Origin of the sequence: Streptomyces sp. NPDC101227 (genome assembly GCF_044767545.1) — a bacterium.
GTDB lineage: Bacteria > Actinomycetota > Actinomycetes > Streptomycetales > Streptomycetaceae > Streptomyces.
Genome location: NZ_JBIWOD010000014.1, coordinates 48,271 through 73,862 on the forward strand (window position 1 = coordinate 48,271; position 25,592 = coordinate 73,862).

The 25,592-nt window shown below is 72.9% G+C and carries 23 protein-coding genes and 1 pseudogene; 13 read left to right on the forward strand and 11 right to left on the reverse strand.

Annotation, left to right across the window (positions count from 1 at the left end; genetic code table 11):
• The first annotated feature begins 40 nt into the window (after positions 1–40).
• The 3 genes from ACIRPT_RS28400 (at position 41) to ACIRPT_RS28410 (ending at position 2,671) form a co-directional block, all read left to right on the forward strand.
• Entirely contained in the window at positions 41–1,078 is a 1,038-nt protein-coding gene (locus ACIRPT_RS28400; RefSeq protein WP_403832104.1) for a pseudouridine synthase, read from the forward strand.
• 85 nt (positions 1,079–1,163) lie between these two features.
• The gene (locus ACIRPT_RS28405) at positions 1,164–1,838 is read left to right on the forward strand and encodes an HAD family hydrolase (RefSeq protein WP_403832106.1); all 675 of its coding nucleotides are present in this window, start codon (positions 1,164–1,166) and stop codon (positions 1,836–1,838) included.
• A 14-nt stretch (positions 1,839–1,852) separates the two neighbouring features.
• The gene (locus ACIRPT_RS28410) at positions 1,853–2,671 is read left to right on the forward strand and encodes a PIG-L deacetylase family protein (RefSeq protein ID WP_403832109.1); all 819 of its coding nucleotides are present in this window, start codon (positions 1,853–1,855) and stop codon (positions 2,669–2,671) included.
• Here ACIRPT_RS28410 and ACIRPT_RS28415 read toward each other — a convergent pair.
• Both ACIRPT_RS28415 and ACIRPT_RS28420 read right to left on the reverse strand, forming a co-directional pair.
• Positions 2,616–4,244, reverse strand: a complete 1,629-nt coding sequence (locus ACIRPT_RS28415; protein WP_403832112.1) for an ABC-F family ATP-binding cassette domain-containing protein — start codon at positions 4,242–4,244, stop codon at positions 2,616–2,618. The genes ACIRPT_RS28410 and ACIRPT_RS28415 overlap by 56 nt on opposite strands.
• Before the next feature lie 302 nt (positions 4,245–4,546).
• On the reverse strand, positions 4,547–5,929 hold the full coding sequence (locus ACIRPT_RS28420) for a cytochrome P450 (RefSeq protein ID WP_403832114.1): 1,383 nt from the start codon (positions 5,927–5,929) through the stop codon (positions 4,547–4,549).
• A 52-nt stretch (positions 5,930–5,981) separates the two neighbouring features.
• On the opposite strand from ACIRPT_RS28420, the gene ACIRPT_RS28425 reads away from it, so the two are divergent.
• The 3 genes from ACIRPT_RS28425 (at position 5,982) to ACIRPT_RS28435 (ending at position 8,434) form a co-directional block, all read left to right on the forward strand.
• The gene (locus tag ACIRPT_RS28425; RefSeq protein ID WP_403504214.1) at positions 5,982–6,383 is read left to right on the forward strand and encodes a (2Fe-2S) ferredoxin domain-containing protein; all 402 of its coding nucleotides are present in this window, start codon (positions 5,982–5,984) and stop codon (positions 6,381–6,383) included.
• A gap of 114 nt (positions 6,384–6,497) precedes the next feature.
• The gene (locus ACIRPT_RS28430) at positions 6,498–7,262 is read left to right on the forward strand and encodes a response regulator transcription factor (protein ID WP_403832116.1); all 765 of its coding nucleotides are present in this window, start codon (positions 6,498–6,500) and stop codon (positions 7,260–7,262) included.
• Positions 7,259–8,434 carry a sensor histidine kinase gene (locus ACIRPT_RS28435; RefSeq protein ID WP_403832118.1) on the forward strand — a complete coding sequence of 392 codons (1,176 nt, stop codon included), beginning with the start codon at positions 7,259–7,261 and terminating at the stop codon, positions 8,432–8,434. The genes ACIRPT_RS28430 and ACIRPT_RS28435 overlap by 4 nt, the downstream gene beginning before the upstream one ends.
• A gap of 24 nt (positions 8,435–8,458) precedes the next feature.
• Here the strand turns inward: ACIRPT_RS28435 and ACIRPT_RS28440 are convergent, their stop codons facing one another.
• The 8 genes from ACIRPT_RS28440 to ACIRPT_RS28475 form a co-directional block, all read right to left on the reverse strand.
• Positions 8,459–9,757 carry an MFS transporter gene (locus tag ACIRPT_RS28440; protein WP_403832120.1) on the reverse strand — a complete coding sequence of 433 codons (1,299 nt, stop codon included), beginning with the start codon at positions 9,755–9,757 and terminating at the stop codon, positions 8,459–8,461.
• On the reverse strand, positions 9,754–10,311 hold the full coding sequence (locus ACIRPT_RS28445) for a helix-turn-helix domain-containing protein (protein WP_403832419.1): 558 nt from the start codon (positions 10,309–10,311) through the stop codon (positions 9,754–9,756). Before ACIRPT_RS28445 ends, ACIRPT_RS28440 begins: the two co-directional genes overlap by 4 nt.
• A 209-nt stretch (positions 10,312–10,520) precedes the next feature.
• Positions 10,521–11,207 (reverse strand): cytochrome b/b6 domain-containing protein, encoded by a 687-nt coding sequence (locus tag ACIRPT_RS28450; RefSeq protein WP_403832122.1) that lies wholly within the window; start codon positions 11,205–11,207, stop codon positions 10,521–10,523.
• Positions 11,191–11,946 (reverse strand): molybdopterin-dependent oxidoreductase, encoded by a 756-nt coding sequence (locus ACIRPT_RS28455; protein ID WP_403832125.1) that lies wholly within the window; start codon positions 11,944–11,946, stop codon positions 11,191–11,193. Before ACIRPT_RS28455 ends, ACIRPT_RS28450 begins: the two co-directional genes overlap by 17 nt.
• A gap of 85 nt (positions 11,947–12,031) precedes the next feature.
• Positions 12,032–13,978: a primary-amine oxidase gene (locus ACIRPT_RS28460; RefSeq protein WP_403832128.1), complete on the reverse strand. Its 1,947-nt coding sequence runs from the start codon at positions 13,976–13,978 to the stop codon at positions 12,032–12,034.
• Entirely contained in the window at positions 13,975–15,597 is a 1,623-nt protein-coding gene (locus ACIRPT_RS28465) for an APC family permease (RefSeq protein WP_403832130.1), read from the reverse strand. The genes ACIRPT_RS28460 and ACIRPT_RS28465 overlap by 4 nt, the downstream gene beginning before the upstream one ends.
• Positions 15,598–15,655: 58 nt before the next feature.
• Complete coding sequence (locus tag ACIRPT_RS28470) at positions 15,656–16,609, reverse strand: hypothetical protein (protein WP_403832133.1); 954 nt, start codon at positions 16,607–16,609, stop codon at positions 15,656–15,658.
• 258 nt (positions 16,610–16,867) lie between these two features.
• Positions 16,868–18,523 carry an FAD-binding dehydrogenase gene (locus ACIRPT_RS28475; RefSeq protein WP_403832136.1) on the reverse strand — a complete coding sequence of 552 codons (1,656 nt, stop codon included), beginning with the start codon at positions 18,521–18,523 and terminating at the stop codon, positions 16,868–16,870.
• Positions 18,524–18,744: 221 nt separating this feature from the next.
• Between ACIRPT_RS28475 and ACIRPT_RS28480 the strand changes: the two genes are divergently transcribed.
• The 7 genes from ACIRPT_RS28480 (at position 18,745) to ACIRPT_RS28510 (ending at position 24,108) form a co-directional block, all read left to right on the forward strand.
• Complete coding sequence (locus ACIRPT_RS28480) at positions 18,745–19,638, forward strand: DMT family transporter (RefSeq protein WP_403832139.1); 894 nt, start codon at positions 18,745–18,747, stop codon at positions 19,636–19,638.
• Between the two features lie 577 nt (positions 19,639–20,215).
• Positions 20,216–20,866 (forward strand): TetR/AcrR family transcriptional regulator, encoded by a 651-nt coding sequence (locus ACIRPT_RS28485; RefSeq protein ID WP_403832142.1) that lies wholly within the window; start codon positions 20,216–20,218, stop codon positions 20,864–20,866.
• A gap of 10 nt (positions 20,867–20,876) precedes the next feature.
• A complete protein-coding gene (locus tag ACIRPT_RS28490) occupies positions 20,877–21,668 on the forward strand; it encodes a glucose 1-dehydrogenase (RefSeq protein WP_403832145.1) in 792 nt (263 codons plus the stop codon).
• A gap of 62 nt (positions 21,669–21,730) precedes the next feature.
• The gene (locus ACIRPT_RS28495; protein WP_403832147.1) at positions 21,731–22,303 is read left to right on the forward strand and encodes an NUDIX hydrolase; all 573 of its coding nucleotides are present in this window, start codon (positions 21,731–21,733) and stop codon (positions 22,301–22,303) included.
• 10 nt (positions 22,304–22,313) lie between these two features.
• A complete protein-coding gene (locus ACIRPT_RS28500) occupies positions 22,314–22,724 on the forward strand; it encodes a YidH family protein (RefSeq protein WP_403832150.1) in 411 nt (136 codons plus the stop codon).
• A 2-nt stretch (positions 22,725–22,726) separates the two neighbouring features.
• Positions 22,727–23,077 (forward strand): DUF202 domain-containing protein, encoded by a 351-nt coding sequence (locus ACIRPT_RS28505; protein ID WP_403832152.1) that lies wholly within the window; start codon positions 22,727–22,729, stop codon positions 23,075–23,077.
• 128 nt (positions 23,078–23,205) lie between these two features.
• Entirely contained in the window at positions 23,206–24,108 is a 903-nt protein-coding gene (locus tag ACIRPT_RS28510) for an MBL fold metallo-hydrolase (RefSeq protein ID WP_403832154.1), read from the forward strand.
• Between the two features lie 217 nt (positions 24,109–24,325).
• On the opposite strand, the pseudogene ACIRPT_RS28515 reads toward ACIRPT_RS28510, so the two are convergent.
• A pseudogene (locus tag ACIRPT_RS28515) lies at positions 24,326–25,586 on the reverse strand (RNA-guided endonuclease InsQ/TnpB family protein); the annotation flags it as partial.
• Between the last annotated feature and the right edge of the window lie 6 nt (positions 25,587–25,592).

The window sequence follows — 25,592 nt, forward strand, 5'->3', positions numbered from 1 at the left end:
GATTTGAGAACGGCGGGCGGGCTGGGGTTCCCTTGGCTCCGTGAGACGCAGATCGCCCGTTCCGCCCGCCCCGCTCCCCCAGCGTCACGGCATCGACCCCGTGCGGGTCCGGTTGCCGGCCGACCCCGAGGGGGCGTGGGGCACGGTGCGCGATCATCTCGTCGGCCGGTTCGCGGGCGCCATCGGGGCCGCGCGGGTGGAGGAGATGCTGGGCGAGGGGCGCTTCGTCGGCGTGGAGGGCGTGCTGAGCGGCGGTGAGCCGTACCGGGCCGGGCGGTATGTGTGGTTTCACCGGGATTTCGCGGCGGAGCTCGCGGTGCCGTTCGAGGTGGCGGTGGTCCATCGCGACGAGCGGATCGTCGTCGTCGACAAGCCGCACTTTCTCGCCACGATGCCGCGGGGGCGGCATATCACCGAGACCGCGCAGGCCCGGCTGCGGCGTGAGCTGGGGCTGCCCGCGCTGCAGCCCGCGCACCGGCTCGACCGGCTGACGGCGGGGCTGGCGCTGTTCGTCGTACGGCCCGAGGACCGGGGCGCGTATCAGGGGCTGTTCGCCGGGCGGCGGGTGCGCAAGGAGTACGAGGCGGTGGCGGCGTACGACGCGGGGGTGGCGCTGCCGGTGACGGTGCGCAGCCGGATCGTGAAGGAGCGCGGGGTGCTGGCCGCCCGGGAGGTGCCGGGCGAGGCCAATGCGGAGAGCCGGATCGAGCTGGTCGGGCGGCGTGGGGGGCTCGGGCGGTACCGGCTGCTGCCCGCCACGGGGCGTACCCATCAGCTGCGGGTGCATATGAACGGCCTCGGGCTGCCGATCCTCAACGATCCGGTCTATCCCGGGTGTTCGGTCCATTCGGCCGGCGCGGAAGGTTCGGAGGGCGGCTCGGAGGAAGGTTCGGAGGGCGGCTCGGAGTGTTCGGCCGGCCGGGGCGGGTGCCGCGAGCCGGATCCGGGGGATTTCGGTGCGCCGTTGCAACTCCTGGCGAGGCGGCTGGAGTTCACGGATCCGGTGGACGGGCGGGTGCGCCGGTTCGAGAGCGGGCTGCGGCTGGCGTCGTGGGAGGGCACCGCTGTCCGGCGCTGAATTTCCGGTGCGGGCCGGGGCCGGGCGTGTCTAGGCTGCCCGGGTCGCCGAGGCGCAAGGGCCGAGGTGGGAGAGGGGACCGCGGGTGCTGATCTTTGATGCGGATGACACGTTGTGGGAGAACAACGTGATCTTTGAGCGGGTCATCGACGAGTTCTTGGGGTGGATGGCGCGTCCCGAGCTCGACCGGGACGGGGTGCGGGCCGTGCTCGACGAGATCGAGGCGGCGAACGCGCTGACGCACGGCTACGGCAGCAAGGTGTTTCTGCACAGCCTCGGGGAGTGCCTGGCGCGGCTGCGGGGGCGGGCGGCGACGGCCGAGGAGTCGACGCGGATTTCGGGGTGGGCGGCGGCCTTTGCCGGGGACCGGGTGGAGCTGATTCCGGGGGTGGCCGAGACGCTGGCGCAGTTGGCGGGGCGGCACGAGCTGCTGCTGCTGACCAAGGGGGAGCGGGCGGAGCAGGAGCGGAAGGTGCTGGCGTCGGGGCTGACGCAGCACTTCAAGGGCGTGCACATCGTGGCGGAGAAGGATGTCGCCACGTACGAGGAGCTGGTGCGCGCGTATGCGCTGGTGCCGGACGCGACATGGATGATCGGGAATTCCCCGAAGTCGGACATCCTGCCCGCGCGGTCGGCCGGGCTGAATGCCGTGTTCATTCCGAACGACAACACCTGGGTGCTGGAGCACGGCGAGCTGGATCCGGCCGATGACAAGGTGCTGCGGCTGGCGGCGTTCGACGAGTTGCTGCGGCACTTCTGAACTACCTTGCCCGCATGGCGACCCTGTTGGCGTTTCATGCGCATCCCGATGACGAAGTGCTCCTGACCGGTGGCACGCTGGCCCGCGCCGCCGCCGAAGGCCACCGGGTGGTGATCGTGGTCGCCACCGACGGCCTGATGGGCCCCGTCCCGGAGGGCGCCGCGGAGGCACCGCGCATGGGCGAACTGCGGGCGAGCGCACGGCTGCTGGGCGTGGCCCGGGTCGTCCACCTCGGGTACGCGGACAGCGGGCACGGCCCGGTGCTCTATCCGGACCCGCCGGACCGGGCGCGGTTCGTGCGGGCCGGCACGGAGGAGGCCGCCGGGCGGCTGGCGGCCGTTCTCCGCGCGGAGGACGTGGACGTGCTGGTGAGTTACGACGCCAGTGGCGGGTACGGCCACCGGGATCACCTCCAGGTGCACCGGGTCGGCCGGCGGGCCGCCGAACTGGCCGGGGTGCCCCGGCTGCTGGAGACCACGGTGCCGCGGGATGTCGTCACCCGGCTGATGCGGCTGGTGCGGCTGCTGCGGATTCCGGTGCGGCACGACGAGGATGTGGTTCGTGCCGCCTTCAGTCCCCGGGCGGCGATCACGCATACGGTCGACGTCCGGCGCTTCGCCCGGCACAAGCGGGCGGCGCTCGCCGCCCACCGGTCGCAGGTGGCGGGGACCGGCCGGCTCGCCCCGGTCATGCGGGGGCTGCTTCGCCTGCCGGTCCCCGTTTTCGGGGTGCTGCTCGGGCGGGAGTGGTTCGCCGAGGTGCGCCGGGCGGCGCCCGTTACAGCGGGCCGGAGTCGGTCAGTTCGCCGTCCTCCAGGGCCAGCCAGCGGGTGATCCCCAGTTCGCGCAGGAACCTCAGGTCATGGCTGACGACCACGAGGGCGCCCTCGTAGGAGTCCAGGGCCGTGACGAGGCGGCGTACCGAGGCCATGTCGAGGTTGTTCGTCGGCTCGTCGAGCAGCAGGAGTTGCGGGGCCGGTTCGGCGAGCATCAGGGCGGCGAGGGAGGCGCGGAAGCGTTCGCCGCCGGAGAGGGTGCCGGCCTGCTGGTCGGCGCGGGCGCCCTTGAACAGGAAGCGGGCGAGCCGGGCGCGGATGCGGTTGTTGCCGGCGTCCGGGGCGAAGCGGGCGACGTTCTCGACGATGGTCAGGTCGTTGTCGAGGACCTCCAGGCGTTGGGGGAGGAAGCGGTAGGGGACGTGGACGTGCGCGGTGCCGGACTCGGGCGGGAGCTCGCCCGCGAGGGTGCGGAGCAGGGTGGTTTTCCCGGATCCGTTGCGGCCGGTGAGGGCGATGCGTTCGGGGCCGCGGACGTCGAGGTGGGCGTGGGCGCCATGGCGTGCGGTGAGGTCGTTCAGGGTCAGGACCTCGCGGCCGGGCGGTACCGCGGTGTGCGGCAGGTCGATGCGGATTTCGTCATCGTCCCGGACGGCTTCGGCGGCTTCGTCCAGGCGTTCCCTGGCTTCCTTGAGGCGTTCGGTGTGCATGATGCGGTGTTTGCCGGCGGATACCTGGGCCTCCCTTTTCCGCTCGTTCATGATGATCTTGGGCTCACGCTTGTTGGCGCTCATTTTGTTGCCGTAGCGGACCCGGCGGGCCAGCTTGACGTGGGCGTCGGACAGTTCGCGTTTTTGCCGCTGGACGTCGGCCTCGGCGACCCGCACCATCCGCTCGGCCGCCTCCTGCTCGACGGCCAGTGCCTGTTCGTATGCGGTGAAGTTGCCGCCGTACCAGTGGACTTCTCCGTCGCGGAGGTCGGCGATGCGGTCGACGTGTTCGAGGAGTTCGCGGTCGTGGCTGACGACGAGGAGGACGCCGGACCAGCCGGCGACCGCGTCGTGGAGCCGCCTGCGGGCGGCGCGGTCGAGGTTGTTGGTGGGCTCGTCCAGGAGCAGGACGTCGGGCCGGCGCAGGAGGAGCGCGGCCAGCCGGAGCAGGACGGCTTCGCCGCCGGAGACCTCGCCGATGGTGCGGTCGAGGTCGAGGGCTGCGAGGCCGAGCTGGTCGAGGGTGGCGCGGGCGCGCTCCTCGACGTCCCAGTCGTCGCCGATGGCGGTGAAGTGTTCCTCGCTCGCGTCGCCGTTCTCGATGGCGTGCAGGGCGGCGCGGGTGGCGGCGATGCCGAGCGCCTGGTCGACCCGGAGGTGGGTGTCGAGCGGGGCGTGCTGCGGGAGGTGGCCGACGTCGCCGGCGACCCTGACGCGGCCGGCGGTCGGGGTCAGTTCGCCCGCGATCAGCTTCAACAGGGTTGATTTTCCCGATCCGTTGAGGCCGATGAGGCCCGTGCGGCCGGGGCCTACGGCGAGCTGGAAGCCGTCGAGGACGGAGGTGCCGTCGGGCCAGGTGAAGCCGAGGCCGGTACAGGCGACGGAGGCCGCGGAGGCGGGTGATGCGGGGGACTTTGACATAAAGGTCTCCTGGTGCGCTCAGGGAAGGGAGGACTGCGCAGGGAGACACCGCGGGAAATCGTCGAGGTGCGCCGGGGTACGCCGAGCGGTACGCCGAGGTCACGGACGGGCCGCGCGAGGCGCTCCCTCATGGCCCTGAACGGGCTCGGGGTGCACGCATCATGCGCGGGCGCGGTGTCGTGGGACCTCAGACGAGCAACGGCCTACTCCTGTCGGGCGGGGGGCGCCTTGGCGGCGCGCGCTGGACCGGTATTGACCGTACGCGCACCGCCTTCGAAATGCAAACGCTATTTTCGTTGCGTTTAGCTGGTGCGGGGGTGCAGCCGTACCCGGGCCGGCCCGGTCGCCTGGAGGGTGATGCCGGCGGCGACCGGCACCTCCTGGTCCACCGCCTCCAGTTCGTACGAGCGCAGCAGCGTCGCCAGCGCCAGTACCGACTCCAGCATCGAGAAGTGCTGACCGATGCAGGCGCGCGGGCCGCCGCCGAACGGGAACCATGCGTAGCGGTGGCGGGCCGCCTCGCGCTCGGGGGTGAATCGGCGCGGATCGAAGCGCTCGGGGTCCTCCCAAAGCCCGGGGTCGCGGTGCGTGACCCAGGGCGCAACGACCACATCGGCGCCCGCCGGGATCGCGAACCCGCCGATCTCGGTGGCCTCGACGGCGCGGCGGCTGATGACCGGCGCCGCCGGATACAGCCGCATGGACTCCTTGAGGGCCTGCGTCAGATGCGGTAGCCGGTCCAGGTCGGCGGCGGTGGCGGCCCGGTCTCCCAGCACACGGTCGGCCTCCTCCCGGACCCTGCGCTGCTCCTCCGGGTGGCGGGCGAGGAGATGCAGGGTGAAGGCCAGCGAGGTCGCCGTGGTCTCGTGCCCGGCCAGCAGGAAGATCAGGACCTGTTCGCGGATCTCGGTCGCGTCGAGGGAACCGTCCGCGTCGTTGGCGGCCTGAGTGAGCAGGGAGAGCAGGTCGTCACCCGCTTCCGCCGGCGCCCCGGCCGCCGCGCGCCGCTCGGCGATGATGCGGTCGCACAGCGCGTTCAGCTCATCGGTGGCCGCCCGGGCCCGCCGGTTCCCGGGGGTGGGCCACTCGCGGGGAAGCTTCACGGGGACGTAGGCGCGGCCGACGACATAGGCGTTGATGACCGGTGCGCAGCGGTCGATGGCGTCCACCGCCGCCTCCGCGTCCGTGCCGAACAGGATCCGGGAAACCGTGCACAGGGCCAGCCGGTTCATCTCCCGCACCAGGTCGACGACGCCGCCGTCCGCGGTGCGCCAGCGTGCGGCGACGGCGTCGGCCTCGGAGGTCACGGCCGTGGCATAGCCGTCGACCCGGCGCTTGGTGAACAGCGGCTGCACCAGCCGCCGCTGACGGAGGTAGTCGGAGTCCTGGCTGGTGAGCAGGCCGTTGCCGAAGGACTGGCGGACCTCCTCGTAGAGCGGGTGGTCCTTGCGGAAATTGGCGGCCTCGGAGGCGAGGACCTGCTGGACGCCCTGCGGCGCGAAGACCGCGTGGAACACGCTGCGCAGGCCGGGCGGGCCGGCCTGGAGGCGGACCACTTCGCCGTGTTCGCGCCGGGCCTGGAGGAAGGTCCCCAGGGAGTCGCGGCGCAGGTCGAGCATCGAGCCGAGGAGGGGCCGGCCGGCCGGGCCGGGTGCGTGGGGGCGCACGGAAGCGATATTCGTCATGGCGCCATCCTGTCCAGCGGGCGTGCGGGGTATGGCACGTAGCATGGGCCGGATGATCACCAAGCGTTCCGGCCGGGCGGCCGGCGAGGCTCCCTGTCGTGTCACCGTCTGCCGCGGCTGCTGCTGCGGCGATCCGGCCAAGATTCCGGGGGTCGACCACGGCGGGCAGATACCGCGGCTGCGCGCGGCGCTCGCGGGAGCGGCGCCGGTGCGCGCCTCGGAGTGTCTGGACGTGTGTGACCAGGCGAACGTGGTCGTGGTCCAGCCGTCGGCGGCGGGCCGGGCCGCGGGCGGGCGGCCCGTGTGGCTGGGGCTGGTCAACGACGACGACGCGCTGGCGGACATCGCCGCCTGGATACGGGCCGGGGGCCCCGGGATCGCCGAACCGCCGGGGATTCTCGACCTGTACGCGATCACGGTGTCGCGGCGGGTACGGGAGGGGCTGGAGGGCTAGGGGGCCCGGGGCCGGGGGCCTAGGGGCATGCGCGGGGGTGCGGGCCGGTTACCGGAGTCTTACGGGGCCGCGGGCGTCCGCGCGTCATGGCGTCCGGTGGTGTTGGCTGGTCCCATGATGCCCCCCGCGACTCCGCCGCCCGCGCAGGTCCCGCCGCACGGGCCGCCGCGGCGCGTCCTGATCGTCGAGGACGATCCGACGGTCGCCGAGGTCGTCACCGGCTATCTCTCGCGCGCGGGGTACGCCACCGAGCACGCCGCCGACGGGTTCGCCGCCCTCGACCGGGCCGCGGCCTTCCGCCCGCACCTGGTCGTCCTCGATCTGATGCTGCCGGGCATCGACGGCCTGGAGGTGTGCCGGCGGCTGCGCCGGACGGCCGACGGGCCGGCCGTCCCGGTGGTGATGCTGACGGCGCGGGGCGAGGAGGCGGACCGTATCCTCGGGCTCGAACTGGGCGCTGACGACTACGTCACCAAGCCGTTCAGCCCGCGTGAACTGGTGCTGCGGATCGGCTCCGTGCTGCGGCGGGCGGAGTCCGCTCCGCCGGCCGGCGGCCACTCCCCCGCCCTGCGGGCCGGGGACCTCACCGCCGACCCCGGTGCCCGCCGCGCCGACCGCGCGGGGCGCGAACTCTCCCTCACCGCCCGCGAGTTCGACCTGCTGGTCTTCCTGCTGCGGAACCCGGGACAGGTCTTCTCCCGGGAGGAGCTGCTGCACCGGGTGTGGGGCTGGGAGTTCGGCGACCTGTCGACGGTGACCGTGCATGTGCGCCGGCTGCGCGAGAAGATCGAGGACGATCCGGCGGCGCCGCGGCTGGTGACGACGGTGTGGGGTGCGGGCTACCGCTTCGACCCGGCGGGGGGCGAGCTTCGGCCATGACGGACTTTCTGGTCATCGTCGCGCTGGCGGCACTCGGTGCGGCGCTCGTCGGGCTGCTGGCCGCGCCCGCCGTACGGGCCCTGCGGCGGCGCTCCGTGGCGCTGTCGCTGTTCGCCGTGGCGGCGCTGGCGGTCGCCGCGATGGCGGCGGGCACGGTGGCCGTCGCGCAGGCGATGTTCCTGTCGGGGCACGACCTGGGCGTGGTGATGGCCGTGGTCGGCGTCTCCGGGGTGGTGTCGCTGGCCGCCGCGCTGCTGTTCGGGCGGCGGATCGCGGCGGGCAGCCGGGAGCTGGCACGGTCCGCCCGTACGGTGGGCAGCGAGGGCGGCTTCGTGGCGCCCGCCGAACCGCCCACCGCCGAACTCGCCGCGCTGTCGAGGGCGTTGGAGGAGACCAGCGGGCGGCTGGCGGCGGCCCGGGAGCGGGAGCGGGCGATGGATGCCGCGCGCCGGGAGCTGATCGCCGGGATCTCGCACGATCTGCGGACGCCGCTCGCCGGGCTGCGGGCGATGGCCGAGGCGCTGGAGGACGGCGTCGCCGAGGACGCCGGGCGCTATCACTCCCGGATGCGGGTCGAGGCGGACCGGCTGACGGCGATGGTCGACGATCTCTTCGAACTCTCCCGTATCCAGGCCGGGGCGCTGACGCTGACGCTGTCGCGGGTGTCGGTGTACGACCTGGTGGACGACGCGCTGGCGGGGGCGCGGCCGCTGGCACGGGCGAGCGGGGTGCGGCTGGTGGACGGCGGGGTGGTGTCGCTGCCGGTCCGGGTGGACGCCCAGCAGATCACCCGCGTACTGGGGAATCTGCTGGTCAACGCGATCCGGGCGACGCCGACGGACGGCACGGTCGCGGTCAGCGCGCGGCAGGAGGAGGGGCGGGTGGTGCTGGCGGTCGAGGACGGCTGCGGGGGCATTCCGCCGGAGGACCTGGCGCGCGTCTTCGACACGGGCTGGCGGGGCGCCCCGGCCCGTACGCCCCGCTCCTGCGCGGGAGGTTCCCCCATCGGCGGGAGCGGGGCCGGGCTGGGGCTGGCGATCGTACGGGGCATCGTGGAGGCGCACGAGGGGCGGGCGACGGTGCGTAACGCGGGGGCGGGGTGCCGGTTCGAGGTGACGCTGCCGGCCGCGGAGCCGCAGGCGGGGCGGCCGACAGAGGGGCGGCCGGCGTGACGGGAGCGGCCGGCCGGCGGCCCCTCAGTGCCCCGGCAGCGCCGCCGCGCCGTCCCGGCCCTCCGGCCCGGTGGCCCGCACCGCCTCTCCGCGCCCGAGCGGCAGATCGCGGACGGTCCGGACCGGCGAGAAGAGCAGGATCAGCGCGGCGAGCGGGACCCCGGCCGTCGTGATCCACAGTGCGGTACGCAGGCCCAGCGCGGCGCCGAGCGTGCCGCCCAGCAGCGCGCCGAGCGGCAGGGTGCCGTAGTTGAGGAATGCGGTGCTCGCGGTCAGCCGGCCGAGCAGCTCCGGCGGGCAGTAGCGCTGCTGGAAGCCGGCCTTGAGGATGTTGCCGCCGACCACGCCCGCCGAGACGCAGCCGGCGCCCGCGACGTAGAGCAGGGTTCCGGCGCCGGGGGCGGTCAGCGGGATGAGCAGCGCCGCGGTGGACAGGCCCAGTTCGAACAGGAGCGTGGCGCGGGCGGTGCCGAGGCGGTCGGCGATCCGCCGGACCGTGAAGGCGCCGGCCACGCCGCCCGTACCGGCCAGGGCCAGGAGTGCGCCGACGGCGCCCGGGGACAGGCCGACCTCGCGCACCAGGAAGACGGCCGTCATCGACTGATATCCCATGAGGGCGAGGTTGGAGGCGGCGCCGAAGAGCGTCAGCGTGCGCAGCCAGCGGTCCCGGGCGACCCAGCGCAGCCCCTCGGCGACCTCGGCGGTCAGCGACCGGGACGGGCGGCCCCGGGTGCCGGGGCGCGGCTCGCGGTGGCGGATGCCGAGCAGACAGACCAGAGCGACCAGATAGGTGGCGGCGTTGGCGAGCAACCCGTTGGCGGCGTCGGCCAGTTGGACGAGGAGGCCGCCCGCGCCCCGTCCGGCGATGCCTGCCGCGGAGGCGCTGCCGTGCAGTTTGGCGTTGCCCTCGGGCCGGTCGGCCGGGTCCAGGAGGGTGGGGAGGTAGGCGCTGTAGGCGGTCTGGAAGAGGACCGCGGCGGCGCCGGTGAGCAGGGCGACGGCGATCAGCACGCCGAGGGTGAGCCGGCCGTAGCGGGCGAGGACCGGTACGGCGGCGAACAGCGCCGGGGACAGCGCGGCGGCGGCCAGCATCAGGGGGCGGCGGCGCACCCGGTCCACCCACACTCCGACGGGGAGGCCGATCAGCAGCCAGGGCAGCCAGCCGCAGGCGCCGAGCAGGCCGACGGCGAAGGTGCCGGCGTGCAGGGTGGAGACGGCGATCAGCGGCATGGCCACGTTGGTGACCTCCGCGCCGAACCTGCCTGCGGTCTCGCCGCACCACAGGAGCCGGAAATCGCGGTGGCGGCGCAGCAGGCCGCTCACCCCTCGCGCCGTTCCCTGCGGGGGAAGGACTGGAGCTGGACGATGACGGGCCGCGCGGCCGGGTCCTGCGGGGAGGCCTGCGTCGCCTCGCGGTGACGGTCGATGACGCCGAGCAACTCCTCGTTCAGTGCGGCGAGTTGATCGGATGACAGCCGGAGGTCGTGTACCTGGGTGAGGGTTCCGGCGTCGCGCCAGGCGGGGTCCCAGTCCTCGGTGAGATAGCCGATGACGCGGTTGAAGTGCTGCTGGACGATCTCGTGGACGTAGACGGAGAGGGCGCCGCGGGTGTCCGGGTCGTCGCGGAATTCGGTGGTGCGCAGATCGTGGGAGACCCGGGCCGCCCGCCACCAGCGTTCGCGTCTGGTGCCGCGGGCGGTGTCCTCCTCGATGAAGCCGTGGTCGGCGAGGTGGCGCAGGTGCCAGCTCACGGTGCCGGTGTTCTCGCCGAGGCGGCGGGCCAGTCCGGTGGCGGTGTCCGGGCCGTCGAGTCTGAGGAGTTCCAGGATGCGCATCCGCAGGGGGTGTGCGAGGCCGCGCAGGCTGCGGGCGTCCATGCGGCGGGTGGGGGGTGGTGTGGCGGCGGGCGGGCGGTTCCCTTGCGGGGCAGGGCCGTTGGCTTCCGGGACGTCACGGGTCATGGGTGCCAGCGTAGGGTTGCAGAGACTTCTCTGCAGAGGATTCTCTGGAATGAGTGGGCGTCAGGAACTCACCACGAACGCCCTGCCCGACGCCGGGTCACTGGCGGCGTCGGACAGGGACCTCCTCACGGGCGGTCGTGGCTGCGCGGCGCCGCTGCGGGGCGCTTGCGCCCGTCGTGCACCCACAGCGGATGCTCCCGGCGGGCCCACTGCGCATCGACCGAGCCCGTGCGCATCCCCCGCCGCGCCTCCGGGTCGCCGAATGCCATCCAGACGTGACCGGCGACGACGACGATCACGGCGAGGGCGAGCCAGTCGTGGACGAAGGTGGCGCCGGTGCGCCAGAGCACCGGCGCGAGGTGGGTGAACCACATCAGCAGGCCGGTGCCCATCATCACCAGCACGGCGCCGGCGATCCAGGCGGCGTAGAGCTTCTGGCCTGCGTTGAACTTGCCGGCGGGGCGGCCGGTGCGGCGGCGGCGCAGGGCGGAGTGGAGCCAGCGGCGGTCGTGGGGGCCGTAGCGGTTGAGGCGGGTGAGGTCGGCGCGCAGCGCGCGGGAGGCGAGGCCGAGGAGGAGGGGGACGGGCAGGAGGATGCCGGACCATTCGTGGACGGTGACCAGCAGGGCGCGGCGGCCGACGAGTTCGGCGAGGAAGGGCAGGTAGAGGCAGGCCGCGGTGAGGATGCAGACGGTCAGCAGGGTGGCGGTGGCGCGGTGCACCCAGTGTTCGGCGGGGGTGAAGCGGCGGATGCGGGACGGGCCGGCGGCGTCCTCGGTGTGCGGCCGGTCGAGGTCAGCTGGTCGGGGCATCGTCGCGTCCGTTCGATCGGCCGACCCAGGCGTCGACGTCGTAGCCGCGCTCTTCCCAGAAGCCTGGTTCCACGCGGTCGGTGACGGTGATGCCGGAGAGCCATTTCGCCGACTTGTAGAAGTACATGGGGGCGACGTAGAGGCGGGCCGGCCCGCCGTGGTCGTGGCCGAGCGGTTTGTCCTGCATACGGAGGGCCACCAGGACGTCCTTGCGGCGGGCTTGGGCGAGGGTGAGCGATTCGCTGTAGGCGCCGTCGAAGGAGGTGAAGCGGACGGCCCTGGCCCGGGGGCTGACGCCGGCGGCGTCGAGGAGGGTGGCCAGGCGTACGCCCTCGAAGGGGGTGCCCGGGACCCGCCAGCCGGTGACGCACTGGACGTCGTGGACGATCCGGGTCTGCGGGAGCCGGCGCAGGTCGGCGAGGCGGTAGTCGGCGGGGTGGCGGACCAGGCCGTCGACGGTGAGGCGGTAGGTGCGCTCGTCCTTGTGCGGTACGGAGCCGGTCACCGAGTAGTAGCGGAAGCCGCCGCCTGCGGGGAGCAGTCCGGAGATGCCGGTGGGGTCGTTCTGGGCGGCGCTGCCGATGGTGTTGTCGTAGGCGCGCTGGAGGACGGGGCCGGCGGCGATGCCGGCGGCGCCGGCGGCGAGCATGCCGAGCACCAGGCGGCGGCCGACGGGGGTTCCGCGCCCGTCGGGGCCGCCGTGGTCCGCCGCTGGGGGGTCGGTTGCGTCCTTGGTCACTCCTTGATTCGAGCACCGTGCGGCGGCCGGTGCCAGTGTCCGGGGCCCGGCGTCAGACTTTCGTCACACCCGGACGCCCGGCCCGTCAGGGAGCGGCGTGGCAGTGGCCGCCGCTCTCCCGCGGCAGGTCGAGGGCGGGGTTGCGGTCGAAGAAGCCGGTGGGGCGGAGGGTGAAGCCGCAGCGGTCGACGGGCATGACCGGCCAGTCCTCCAGGCGCGGGAGGTGGGTGGGGCCGAAGGTGTGCCAGAGGGTGAGTTCGGTTTTGAGGAGGGATTCGCCGGGCCGGGACCACTCCAGGACGCCGGCGCCGCCGGGGTGCTGGTTGGGGTAGTCGCCGTCGGGGAAGCGGCGTTCGGGGCGGGCGCGGGTGACCCAGAGGTGGCGGGTGGCGTAGCCGACGCGGCGGGCGACGGAGGAGCCGGGGCGGGCCAGGAGGGTGGGGCCGGGCTGCGGGGTGAGGGTGTAGGCGACGGTGTGGCCCATGCGGTTGTAGGCGGCGGGGTTGGTGATCCGCCAGCGGCGGCCGGCGGCCGTGTCGGCGAGCCGGCCCGCGTCGGCCGAGTCGGCGAGGGGGGTGGCGCGGGTGGTGAAGGCGTTGCCGTGCGGGTTGTCGGGGCCCGTCGGGAGCGGTACGACGTCGATCTCCTCGACGGTGTTGGCGTGGCCGTCCACCGCCGGGTCCAGCCGGGCGCAGAACAGGTGCTGGTGGAAGGGTGCCTGGAGGCCGGGGGCGACCTCGGTGGCGTAGGCGGTGCGCTCGCCGGGCACGGTCGCGGTGGTCTGCACCAGTCCGGTGGACTTGGCCTCGAACTCGATGGTGCCGTCCTGGTAGAGGTACCAGTAGAAGCCGTAGTCGTAGTTGCCGAGGGTCGCGATGAAGGAGATGACCAGACGGCGGGAGCGGCGGCTCTCGGCGGCGAAGTCGTCGAACATGTTGCTGTGTTTCCACAGGAGGCCGTGGTCCTCCTCGTGGATGCAGATGGCGTTGGGCAGCGTCTGCGGGGCGCAGTGGTCGTCGGCGACGACGGCGTCGAGGTAGCGGATCTCGCCGAGGCAGTCGCAGCCCAGGCGGAGCGCGTTGGCGTTGCGGCCGAGGGTGTATTCGCCGACGTCGAGGTAGCAGACCCAGTTGCGGGAGGCGTCGGGATCGGCGTAGGGGACGGCCATTTCGGCGAGCGAGGCGCGGTGCAGTACGGGGCGCAGGCGGTCGCCGTCGCGGTGGGCGAGCTGGTGCAGGACCAGGCCCTCGCGGGCGTTGAAGTCCACCCGCAGCTGCCAGTTCTGCCAGGTCAGGACGGGTCCGTCGAGGTGGAAGGAGGGGCCCTGCGGCTGGGTGATCTCCAGCGGCCGGAGGTCCGTGCGGGGCGGGCCCGTGAACTCGGCCTCGTAGCGGCCGCATTCGGCCGGTACGGGGACCGCGCCGGTGTCGGTGAGGCGGATGACCCGGCCCTCGGTGAGGTCGACGTCGGCGACGAGGCCGCCGACCGGGTGCGCGAAGGGGTTGTCGGTGGTGGTGCAGCGCAGGAAGGTCAGCGAGCGCAGCATCCGGCGGCCGCGTTCTTCCTCGGCGGCGAAGTTGCCGGCCGCGAGCGGGGCGCAGACGACCAGGTCGGTGTCGGTGATGCCGCGTTCGGCCATGGCCTTGCGCCAGCCCGGGTCGGCCTTGACGATCCGGTCGCATCGCTCGTGCTCCTCGAAGAGGATCGGCGGCTGGCCGTCGGTCTCCGGGTCGAGCGCGCGGTGGGCGAGCAGGGTGCGGGCGGTGACGTCGACGAGGGCCTCGTGGCTGGTGCCGGTGGCCGGTTCGAGGAGGGTGACGCGCAGCCGGCGCGTGACGGGGGCGCCGGGGTGGTGGGCGGTGACGGTGTGCCGGTCCGGTTCGTCGAGGAGGACGAGAGGGTAGCGGGTGGTCCCGCCCGCCTTGCCGGCCTCCTCCAGGACGGCGCGGGCGGTGGCTATCTCGTCGGCGGTCAGCGGGTCGAGCGGGTGCGGGGTCCTCGGGTGCGGGGCCCGCGCGTGGGGGGTGGTCATCGTCGGTTCTCCTTGTGCGGCGTGGGGGCAGCGGCATCGCCCGGGGCCGGTGCGCCGGCCGCCTTGTCGAGTTGGAAGGCCTCGTTGCCCAGCCCGATCCGGGCGTGCACCTCGGGCCGCCGCGCGCGCAGCACCCGGCCGTGGACGAGGCCGACCGCGGCGGCGATCCCGATCAGGGAGGGCAGCAGCCAGCTCAGTACGGAGCCCTGCTCGGCGTCGACCAGCACGTCGAAGTCGGTGACGCCGTAGCCGAGGACGACCAGCAGGGCGAGGGCGGCGAGCCCCGCGCAGACCAGCCGGCCGGCCTGGGCGCGGCCCGCTCCACGGCGTACGAAGAAGACGATGACGGCGACGGAGGCGGTGGCCATCAGCGCGATCACGCCGATCGCGCCGACGTTGCCGGCCCAGGTGAACAGCTGGATGACGGGGGCGGTGGGGTCGCCCACGGGCTGGTCGTCGGTGACGGCGAAGCCGGTGACGACGATCAGGGCGATGACGGTCTGGAGGAGGGAGCCGAGGGCCGGGGCGCCGCTGGCCTTGGCGGTGCGGCCGAGCGGGGCGGGCAGCAGGCCCTCGCGGCCCATCGCGAAGGCGTAGCGGGCGACGACGTTGTGGAAGCTGAGCATCGACGCGAAGATCCCGGTGACGAAGAAGAGATGCAGGACGTCGGTGAAGACGGTGCCCAGGCGGGGCTCGCTGAGCGCGAAGATCAGCTTCGGGCCGTACTTGCCGGCGGTGGCGACGACGTGGTCGGGGCCGGTGGCGACGCCGATGAGCCAGGAGCTGAGGGCGAAGAAGACCGCGACGATGCCGACGCACAGGAACATCACCCGGGCCACGACCGTTCCCGGGCGGCTGGTCTCCTCGGCGTAGACGGGGGCCTGTTCGAAGCCGACGAAGGCGGTGACGGCGAAGCACAGGGTGGTGCCCAGGCCCGCGCCGCCGAGGGTGGTGGGGTCGAAGGCGTGCAGGGACAGGCCCTGCGGTCCCGGCTGGGCGGCGAAGGCGGTGTCGAAGACGACGATCATGGCGACCTCGATGCACAGGAGGACGCCGAGGACCTTGGCGTTGAGGTCGATCTTCAGGGCGCCGAGCACTCCGGTGACGGCGACGGCCAGCAGCCCGGGGATCCACCAGGCGACGCTCACCGACAGATGCCGCTCCAGCAGCGCGGAGACCTCGAAGCCGAACATGCCGTAGATGCCGCACTGGAGGGTGCTGTAGGAGGCGAGCGCCACGAAGGAGGCACCCGAGCCGACGGTGCCGCCCAGGCCGCGGGCGATATACGCGTAGAACGCCCCGGCGTTGTGGACGTGCCGGCTCATCTCGGCGTAGCCGACGCTGAACAGCGCCATCACCACACCCAGGATGACGAACAGCAGCGGCTGCCCCACGATCCCCATGACCTGGTACGTGGTGGCCATGACACCCGCGACGACCATCAAGGGTGCACTGGCGGCCAGTACGGACAGCAGCAGACCGGGGGTGCCGATGCGGTCGGCCCGCAGCGCGCGTTCGGTGCCCTTGAAGGTGCTGATCCCGCCGCCGGGGCCGGTCGTCGGCCCGGGGCGGGCGGTGGCCGGGGCGCTGCTCGTCTTTCCCGAACTGCCGATGGGCATGGCGGGGTTGTCCTTCCGGGGATGTGGGGGTGGGGGTCAGGTCGCGGGCAAGTGGCGGTCAGGTGGCGCCGAGTGCGGCGGCGCGGGCGGCCTTGAACGCCTTGAGGGCGTCGCGCTCGGCGTACGACCAGGGTTCGGGGGTGACGTGGGTGCCGATGCGGTGGAAGAGTGCGGCCGCCTCGGCCATCCGTCCCTCGTAGAACTTTGCGTGTGCGAGGAAGTTGAGATCCACCTTGGAGCGCGGATGGCCCTCGCCCTCCCACTCCAGCCACCAGTCGAAGGCGGCCTTCATGGCCTGGCGGGCGCGCCGGGTGGCCCAGTGGCCACAGGCGGCGGGGTCGGCGGGCTCCAGACCGTGGGCGGCCAGGACGCGGTAGCGCTCGGCGTGGGCGATGACGGGGAGGACGGCCAGCGGGGAGTCGGCGGGGGCCTGTTCGGCGGCCCAGGCGGCGAAGTCGTAGACCTGGTGCAGGGGGTCGTCGCGGTCGCCCTGCTGGAGTTCGGCCAGGCAGGCCGTCATGAGGTGGTGCGCGTGGTGGTGGTCGGGGTGGCGGGCGCGGATCTGGTCGAAGGCCTGCTCACGTTCGTCCACGGTGCCGGTACGGCGGGCGAGGATCAGCGCGCCGAGCCAGGGCGTCGGATCCTCGGGCAGCAGGACGGCGGCGGCCTTGCAGGCGTCGGCGGCGGTCTCGATGCTGCCCTTCCCGGCCAGTGCCAGGTGGACGAGCGCGCAGGCCAGGAGGGTGGCGGCGTCGCCGCTGTCCGGCTCGGCGAGCTGCCAGTCGCGGGCCCAGTGGGCGCTGGCCGGCGAGGCGCCCAGGACCGTTAATCGGTGGCCGCGCAGGTCCCAGTCGGCGCCGGTCCCGGCGAGCAGGCTACGCACCTCGGTCCACCGGCCTTGGGTCAACGCCGCTGCGGCGGTGACCAGTTGGGCGTCGTCCAGACTCGGGGAGAGGACCGGGGCGTCCTTGCGGCGGGCGCGTCCCAGCGGGGGCGGAGGGGGCGGACTCATGGACCAGGAGACTCCATGACGCGCTGCACCGATTTTCCACCTCGCTGTGTTGTCCGACTGGTCGGTGGACCGAATCTGCGCGCGTAGCCCGCCGACGGAAAATGGTCTGGTCCACTTCGGAAACTTCACGGACAGCAAAGCGGTACGCACAGCTTCGCGTCAAGGCCGGAAAGGGAATGGCCGGATCCCCGCCAACTCCCCTTCCGGAAAACGGTATTGATCGATCACCGGCCGGAATGCGGCGGGGACCCGGCGCGCTCAGGAAACCGCCCTGGCCGCCGCCCGGCCCGCCGTACGCCCGGAGAAGAGGCAGCCGCCGAGGAAGGTGCCCTCCAGCGAACGGTAGCCGTGCACCCCGCCACCGCCGAATCCCGCCACCTCGCCCGCCGCGTACACACCCGGCAGGGGCTCGCCGTCCTCGGCCAGCACCCGCGAGGACAGGTCGGTCTCGAGGCCGCCGAGCGTCTTGCGGGTGAGGATGTTCAGCCGTACGGCGATCAGCGGGCCGGCCTTGGGGTCCATCAGGCGGTGCGGGGCGGCGGTGCGGATCAGCCGGTCGCCGAGGTATTTGCGGGCCCCGCGCATCGCGGTGACCTGGAGGTCCTTGGTGAAGGAGTTCGCGATCTCGCGGTCGCGGGCGACGATCTCGCGGCGCAGCTCGCCCTCGTCGATCAGCGGGTCCCCGGTCAGCTCGTTCATCCGCCGCACGAGCGAGGTCAGCGACCGTTCGACGATGAAGTCCGCGCCGTGGTCCATGAACGCCTGTACCGGGCCCGGCGCCCCGGCCCTGGCGCGGCCCAGCACCTCGCGCACGCTCTTGCCGGTCAGATCCGGGTTCTGCTCGGAGCCGGAGAGGGTGAACTCCTTCTCGATGATCTTCTGGGTGAGCACGAACCAGGTGTGGTCGTGGCCGGTCCGCATGATGTGCTCGAGCGTGCCGAGGGTGTCGAAGCCCGGGAACAGCGGCACCGGCAGCCGCTTGCCGCGGGCGTCCAGCCACAGCGGGGAGGGGCCGGACAGGATCCGGATGCCGTGCATCGGCCAGATGGGGTTCCAGTTGTCGATGCCCTCGGTGTAGTGCCACATCCGGTCGCGGTTGATGATCCGGCCGCCGGCCGCCTCGGTGATGCCGAGCATCTTGCCGTCCACATGCGCGGGCACCCCGGACAGCATCCGCTCGGGGGGCTTGCCGAGGCGCTCGGGCCAGTTGGCGCGGACCAGATCGTGATTGCCGCCGATACCGCCGGAGGTGACGATCACGGCCTGGGCCCGCAGCTCGAAGGCGCCGGCGACCTCGCGGCCGCTGGGCCGGCCCCGCTCGGCGTCGGAGGGCGCGAGGATCTCCCCGCTGACCGTGTCCACGTTCCCCGCGCTGCGGGCGAGCCCGGTGACCCGGTGGCGGAAGCGCAGCTCCACCAGGCCGCGCGCGACACCGGCCCGCACCCGGCGCTCGAACGGCGCAACGAGGCCGGGGCCGGTGCCCCAGGTGATGTGGAAGCGGGGGACGGAGTTGCCGTGCCCGGTCGCGTCATAGCCGCCGCGCTCGGCCCAGCCGACGACGGGGAAGATCCGTACGCCCTGCCGGTGCAGCCACGCCCGCTTCTCCCCCGCCGCGAAATCCACGTACGCCTCGGCCCATTTGCGCGGCCAGTGGTCCTCGGGCCGGTCGAAGCCGGCGGTGCCCAGCCAGTCCTGCCAGGCCAGCTCGCGGCTGTCGCGGATGCGCAGCCTGCGCTGTTCGGGGGAGTCGACGAGGAAGAGGCCGCCGAAGGACCAGTGGGCCTGGCCGCCGAGCGACTGCTCGGGCTCCTGGTCGAGCAGGATCACCTTGCGCCCCGCGTCGACCAGTTCGGCGGTGGCCGCCAGCCCCGCCAGGCCCGCTCCGATCACGATCACATCAGCGTCGTACGCCATCTGCGCTCTCTTCCGCTCTCCTCACCGGAGCGTGCCGGCCGCCCCGGACGCCGTGATGCCCACGATCCTCAGCGCGGTGGACCATGCCGTCAACCCTTTGTTACCCGGTGGTACGGGCGGGCTCGCGCAAGAATGGTGGGTGTTGAGGGCCACCCCGGGCCGCCACCGGACGAATGTCCTCAGGCGCAATACCCCGCCCCGCGCGATACGAGGTGTGCGACGTGACGGTGATTCTGCTCGCCCTTGGGGCGGCCTGCTGTCTGGGACTGGGCTTCGTCCTCCAGCAGGAAGCGGCGCAGCACGCCCCGCCCAAGGACTACCTCTCCCTGCGCTTGCTGCTGGACCTGGTGCGGATGCCGCGCTGGGTGGCCGGCATCGCGCTGTTCGTCGTCGGGATGGCGCTGGGCGCGCTGGCACTGGGGATGGGCGACATCACTCTGGTGGAGCCGCTGCTGGCGACGAATCTGCTGTTCGCGATGGCGCTGGCCCGGCGGCTGAGCGGGCAGCGGCTCGGCCGCAGCGGCTGGGCCGGGCTGTGGCTGTTGGCAGGCGGGGTGACGGCGTTCATCGTGGCCGGGCAGCCGCACGGTGGCACCAGCGAGGCCGGCCGGCCCGCCCAGTGGCTGATCATGGGCATAGTGCTGGCCACCGCCCTGGTACTGGCGGCCGTCGCCAAACGCGAACGGGTGCATGTGAGCCTGGAGGCGGCGCTGCTGGGCGTCGCGGCGGGGCTGCTGTACGGCCTCCAGGACGCGCTGACCCGGATCAGCGGCGAACGCTTCGGCCAGGGCGGCTGGGCCACCCTGGCCACGAGCTGGCATCCGTACGCCATCGTCGTCCTCGGCATCACGGCGCTGGTGATGGTGCAGAGCGCCTTCGAGACCGCCCCCCTGCGGCTTTCCCTGCCCGCGCTGACCGCCGCCCAGCCGCTGGCCGGCATCGCCTGCGGGGTCGGCTTCCTCGGCGACCAGCTACGGGTCACCCCCGGCGCACTGGCCTGGGAGGCGGCCGGGATAGCCGCCGTGATCGCGGGCATCGTCCTGATCGGCAGCCATCCGGCGATGCCGCCCGGGGCCGGCAAGGCCGACCCCGTCAGGGAGTTGCAGCCGCGGTAGCGCCCTCGCCGGTCGGCGGGGGCGCGTCGTTTGGGTCACCGGTCCGCCGGTCCGCTGCGCTTTGCCTGGGCCGAGCGTTTTTGGCTTTCCCGCCGTGGGTGGTTTCTCGCCGTTGCGCCTGCGGCGGGCGTGGGTTTGTCGGGTGCGGTGACGGCCCTACACGGCTCCGCCGCTACGGTCCGTCCCCTCCCGTGGGTGGGGGGATTTCTAGTGGGGGCGGGCGTTGTGTGTCCGGTGCCGCTGATTGTGTCCACGGCGTGCACCTGACCGCTGGCGTACGCCCCCACCGGTTTTCTCCCACCCCAACGGGGAGGGACCGGGCCGCAGGACGGAGTCCGGAGGCCCGGTCCCGCAGCCGAACAGCCCCGCGCAAGCGGCACCAGCCCGCCGCAGGCGCCACGGCGAACAACCCCCACGGCGGGGCAGCCAAAAACAACGGCTCAGGCAAAGCGCAGCGGAGGGGCAGGCGCAACGGCGGCAAACCCCCACGGCGGGCAAGCCAAAAACAACGGCCCAGGCGAAGCGCAGCGAACCGGCGGTATGGCAATTAATAATGGCCAGCATTAAGGTGCAGGCCATGGCCAGAACCTCAGGCCCCGAGACCCGGGACAAACTGATCCGCGCCGCGGAGGAACTCTTCGCGGCGCACGGCGTGGACGGCGCCCAGATGCGTGACATCGTCCGGCGCGCCGGCCAGGGCAACCCCTCGGCCGTGCAGTATCACTTCGGCTCGCGCGCCGGACTGCTGGACGCGGTGATGGCGGGCCGGCTGGGGCGTACGGAAGCGGCCCTGGCGCCGCTGCTGGCCGCCGTGGAGGGCGCCGGCGGGACGCTGGCCGAGCTGGTCGGCGCGTTGCTCACCGCGGAGGCGACCGAACTGCGCGACGACCGCGGGCGGCGCTGTCTTCGGATTTCCGCCCAGCTCAGCCATGAGAGCGGGGTACGCACCCGGATCCCGCATCCGACGCTGGACGGCACCGCCTACTGGCGGCTGATCGGCCGTATGGAGGACGCCCTCGCGGCGGCCGGGCTGCCCGAGCCGCTGCGCCTGGAGCGGCTGGATCTCGCGCTGACCCTCATCGGCGCGGCGATGGCCGACCGCGCGCGGCACTACCTGGAGGGCGCCGCCCCCCTCCTCGGCGAGGAGCTGTTTCTCGCCGATCTCACCGGGACCACCGTGGCGTTCCTGCTCGCGGCCGCTCCCGGCACGACCACCCCCGATCTTTAGGAGTTCGCTCATGACCGACGCCACCCCCGCCGCCCCGGCGGCGAGCCTGGCCGGCAAGACCGTCATCATCACCGGCGGCGCCCGCGGCCTGGGCGCGGCGGCCGCCGAGCAGGCCCTCGAGGCCGGAGCCAACGTCGTCCTCACCGACGTCCTCCAGGAGGAGGGCGCGGCGACCGCGGACCGGCTCGGCCAGCGGGCCCGTTTCCTGACCCACGACGTCACGTCCGAGGAGGACTGGCAGCGCGTCGCCGACTACGCCGTGGCCGAGTTCGGCGGGATCGACGGCCTGGTCAACAACGCCGGGATATCCACCGGAGCGCCGCTGGAGACGATCTCCGTCGACTTCTTCCGCAAGGTCATCGAGGTGAACCTGACCGGCGTCTTCATCGGCATGAAGACCGTCATCCCCGCCATGAAGGCGCGCGGCGCGGGCTCCATCGTGAACATCTCCTCGGCCGCCGGGCTGATGGGCCTGGCGATGACCGGCGGCTACGGCGCCTCCAAGTGGGGCGTACGCGGCCTGACCAAGGTCGCCGCGGTGGAGCTGGGCACCGAGCGCATCCGGGTGAACTCCGTGCACCCGGGCATGACGTACACCCCGATGACCGCCCAGGTCGGCATCCAGAAGGGCGAGGGCAACTACCCCAACACCCCGATGGGCCGGGTCGGCGAGCCGCACGAGATCGCCGGCTCCGTGGTCTTCCTGCTCTCCGACGCCGCGTCGTACGTGACCGGCGCCGAGCTGGCGGTGGACGGCGGCTGGACCACCGGCCCGACGGTGAAGTACGTCATGGGTCAGTGAGCGGCGGCGGGGCCGGGCTCCCCGGCGCGACCGGCCCCGGCCCCTGGTGATTCCATGACCCCATGACCGATCACGATCAGCCCACCGATCACGATCAGCGGCCGCTCGACGCGGACGAGATCCTCGATGTCGTGGACGAGAACGATGAGGTCGTGGGGCAGGCGCCGCGCGGCGAGACCTACGCCCGCCGGATGCGCACCCGCGCCACGTTCATCCTGGTCAGGGACGCCGAGGACCGGATCTTCGTGCACCGCCGCACCCCGCACAAGCTCGTCTTCCCCGGGCACTACGACATGTTCGTGGGCGGGGTGGTCGGCGCCGGGGAGAGCTACGACCGGGCGGCGCTGCGCGAGGCGGAGGAGGAGCTGGGCGTGCGGGGGCTGCCGCAGCCGGAGCCGCTGCTGAAGTTCCTGTACGAGACGGCGGAACATACCTGGTGGTCGGCGGTCTACCAGGTGCGCTGGACGGGGCCCGTCGCGCCGCAGGAGTCGGAGATCGACTGGCATACGTTCATGACGGAAGGGGAGCTGGACCGGCGGCTGGCGGAGTGGCCGTGGACGCCGGACGGGCTCGCCGCGTACCGGGAGCTGACCGCCCGACGGGGCTCCGGTTCCCCGGACGGCCCCGGCCGTTAGGGTTCTGACCATGATCCTCTCCGACGGGCTCCGGTCGATCGGCGCGGCCGTACGGCTGTGGCTGTCGCCCGCTCGGGTCCGCGAGGACGGCACCACCCCCGACTACCGCTTCTCGCTGGCCAATGAGCGCACCTTCCTGGCCTGGCTGCGTACCGGTCTGGCGCTGGTCGGCGGTGGCTTCGCAGTGGACCAGTTCCTGCCCCGGCTGCACCAGGGGCTGCGGCTGACCTGCACCGTCGTGCTGCTGGTGGCGGGCGCGCTGTGCGCCCTGCGGGCGGTCAACCACTGGGTCCGCTGCGAGCGCGCGATGCGCCGCGGCGAGGATCTGCCGCTCACCCGCTTCCCGACCGTGCTGGCCCTCGGCGTCGGGGTGCTGGCGGCCGCCATGGTCGTCCTCGTCGTACTGGGCTGGACCGTCTAGCCGTGGGGGACGCACAGCGGGACGCGCGGGCCCGGCCGCCGGCGCCCGACCGGGACCCCGGCCTCCAGCCGGAACGCACCCGGCTGGCCTGGCGGCGGACGACGCTGTCCTGCACGGTCGTGGCCCTGCTGGCCGGCCGCCAGCTGGCGCGGAGCCGGGCCCCGGGCGCGGTGGAGGCCGTTCTGGCGGCGGCCGTCGCGCTGGTGTGGCTCGCCTTCGTGGCGGCGGCTCACCTCCGGGTACGCGACCTGGCCACCGGACGTCCGCCGGACCTGCGGCCCTGGCTCGCGCTGCTGCTGGCCGGCTGCACGGTGGCGCTGGCGGCGTTCGGCGCGGCGCGGGTGCTGCCGTAGGCGGGGCGGGGTGCGGCCCGGGAGTGGGTAAAGAAAAGTCCAACTTCGCCGTCGGGGAGAGTACTGACCGTACGTCACCCGACGCGTCCGTCCATCACTCAGCTCACCCGTCACCCTGGGGGAAGTACATGGAGCCCTACCTCACCGAACTGGCCGCCGGCGTGCACGCCTTCATCCAGCCGGACGGCGGCTGGTGTCTGAACAACGCCGGCTTCGTCACCGACGCGGACGCCACCCTCGTCGTGGACACCGCCGCCACCGAGCGCCGGGCGCGCCTGCTGCGCCGGCGGATCGCCGGCAGTGGCGCCCCCACGCCACGCACGGTGGTCAACACCCACCACCACGGCGATCACACCTACGGCAACAGCGTCTTCACCCCCGAGGCGACCGTCATCGGGCACGCCGCCTGTCGCCGCGAGCTGCTGGCCGCCGGGCGCCAGCTGCATGCGGTGTGGCCCGGGGTGGAGTACGGCGACATCCGCCTGACCGCGCCCACGGTGACCTTCACCGACGAACTGACCCTGCACGTCGGCGGCATCGAGGTGCGGCTGCTGCACCCGGGCGTCGCGCACACCCCCGGCGACACCATCGTCTGGCTGCCCGCGCAGCGCATCGTCTTCACCGGGGACCTGGTCTTCCACGGCGGGACCCCGTTCATCTTCATGGGCTCGCTGGCCGGCTCGCTGCGCGCGCTGGACCTGCTGCGTTCGCTGGACGCGGTGACGGTCGTGCCGGGGCACGGCCCGGTGACGGGGCCCGAGGTGTACGACGGCATCGAGGATTATCTGCGGTTCGTCGAGCGGCTGGCGCGGGACGGCCGGGCGGCCGGGCGTACGCCGCTGGAGGTGGCCCGGGAGGCGGATCTCGGGCCGTTCGCGGCGCTGGCCGAGAGCGAGCGGCTGGTGGCCAATCTGCATCGCGCCTACGCGGAGCTGGCGGGCGGCGAGCCGGGTGCGCCGCTGGACCCGATGGCCGGGTTCGGCGACATGACGGCGATGAACGGCGGGATCCCGATCGCCTGCCACGCGTGACGGACCGGGCGGATACGGCGGAAAAGCGTCGCGTGACGGACGCCCCACCGACCGGCACTGGACTCCATACCGACTAGTCGGCATGATCGGTGCAGCGATGGATCGTATCGACCGTCACGCATGCCGCATGCTGCCGTACGGAGGACAACGTTGACCCCTCCCCCTCGTACGCGAGGGGGATTCCTGGCTCACGTTGCCTGCGGCCCGGCGGGCGCACAGGTCTTACACGATCAGCACCAGCCGGGTTGAAGACCAGCCCGGACCAGCATCACGCGGGCGGAGTTCTTGTCCCTGGGCGAGACGGCTCCGCACGCGGTGCAGGCATACGTCCTTTCGGAGAGGGGAAGCGCGTGCTTGGTTCTCGCTCCGCACTGCGCACAGTCCATCGTGGTGTGCGCGGGGTGGACCAGATGCACGGCACGGCCGTGCTTGCGGCCCATCTCGATCAGGGCGCGTTTCGTGGCGCCGGTCGCGGCATCGGCCGCCTTGCGGGCCATGGTCGACTTCGCCAGGAACTTCGGGCGGAAGTCCTCCACCGCCAGCGCGTCATGGTCGCGGACAACGCGCTTGGCCCTTCCCCAAGCTCTCGGCTCCGCTCGAGCAGGGAGAGACCCCATTCGCCCGGTGTCCTCCCTCTGCCGGGCGACCTTCTTGTACAGCTTCGCGGTCTGCCGCGTCGCCTCCCGATAGCCCTTCGATCCTGCCTGTCCCTTGGCCGGTTTACGCCTGGCCATCATGCGCTGACAGCGGGCGAGTTTCTGCGCGGCCGTCTTGCCGTACTGCGGGTGGGGAAGGTCGTGGGTATCGCTCGTGGTGGTCGCCGTCTCACGTACGCCCCAGTCGATCCCGATCACACGCCTGGTCTGCGGGAGGTGTTCGGTAGTCGTCGCGACGACGAACGACGCCCGCCACTGCCCCACCGCATCCCGGTACACGCGCACCGACGACGGCGGTTTGGGAAGCTCCCGCGACCACACCACGCGCAGCACGATGCCGCCGGCAAGCTGCAGACGGCCGTCCTTGAGGCGGAAACCGCGCTTCGTGTACTCCAGCGTGGGCAGCGCCTCGCGCTTCTTCTTGTACCGGGGCATCCCGGCACGCTGCCGCATCGGCAAACGCGCCTTGATGTCCTTCAACGCCTTCGCGCGGGACTTGCCGAAGTCCCGGATCAACTGTCCCCCAGCTACCGCTGGGAGTGCCCCCAGCTGAGGAACACAGGCACCCTCAGCCGGCCACGGCGTCCCCGCGCGGGCCTCGGTCAGCATCTTCGCCAGCTGCACCGGCCCGCACGTCGCCCTTTCACCGGAGGCCCGGTTGTGAGCGTGAACCGTCTTCGACTTCGCGACGCACTCATTCCAAATCCAACGACACCGGTCCCACTCGGCTTCGAGCGCACGCCGGGCCGTGGACGACAGACGCACACGAAAGGTGTACCGGGCGTGCCCGAACCCCTGCTCCGTCTGCGCTGCTGTCGTCATACACCC